Raw genomic sequence first — 808 nt, 5'->3', positions numbered from 1 at the left:
AAGCTCCCGCTTCAGGTCGGGATATCGATCTGGCCACGCTGGAGGAGAGCCACGGCGAGTCCCTGGTTCGCAACAAGAAGAATCGGCATGACCTGAGCACCAGCCAGGAAATTGGTACCAATATCGCTGCGGGCGGCAACGTCACGTTGATCGCAGGACAGGACGTCAACGCGCGTGCGGCGGATGTCACGGCGGGTGAGCAATTGGCCGTTGGCGCGAGCCGTGACATCAACCTGACTGCAGGCGTGCAGTGCGGTTCGACCTACGTCGAATCGCACTATAAGACCAAAGGCTCCTGTCGTCGAAGACCACGCATACCAAGACGGCCCTTGACTGGGAACAGTCGCTGGCTACCACCTTCACTGGCGACACGGCCGTGCTAATGGCCGGACGTGATCTCACTGTGGCGGGCGCGAACGTTGGCGGGCAGAAGGAATAAGAACCTCGACAAGGTCGCCCGCATGAAGGCGGAGGTGACAGCGAAAGCGATCGCCACGTGCGCCGATGACAATAGCTGCTTGCACGCGGAGTTCGATCGAGCCGATGAGATGGCGGCCGCGTATGACGTGGCGCTTACGCTGAACCACTACCCGCAACTGAGCAAGGAAAAGGCCGACACACTTGCGCAAGCCGTGCTTGACCTGGCCCGGGGGGTGTCAAACGCAAGCGCGTTGTATGAGGTCTTGACAGGAAAGACGGCGACAGGGGATGAGGCAAATCGCTTCTTCGCTGGTATTGGCCTATTGCCAGTGCTTGAGGTAGTTGGTGCAAAAGACACCACTCGCTTCATCGATGGCATCGAGGTTGT

General features: G+C 59.5%; 2 protein-coding genes. Both read left to right on the top strand.

Going from position 1 to position 808, the window contains the following annotated elements; all coding sequences use genetic code 11:
• The coding region (locus ACI0FO_RS29410) for a hemagglutinin repeat-containing protein (protein ID WP_416032094.1) at positions 1–383 on the top strand (383 nt) is incomplete at its 5' end.
• Between the two features lie 9 nt (positions 384–392).
• Positions 393–808: pre-toxin TG domain-containing protein (locus ACI0FO_RS29405; protein ID WP_416032093.1), on the top strand; the 416-nt coding region annotated here is incomplete at its 3' end.

The sequence above is a fragment of the Achromobacter marplatensis genome (assembly GCF_049060505.1).
GTDB lineage: Bacteria > Pseudomonadota > Gammaproteobacteria > Burkholderiales > Burkholderiaceae_B > Achromobacter > Achromobacter marplatensis_A.
The sequence above is the reverse complement of the archived record's forward strand: the minus strand, read 5'-3'. Positions and strand labels throughout refer to the sequence as shown.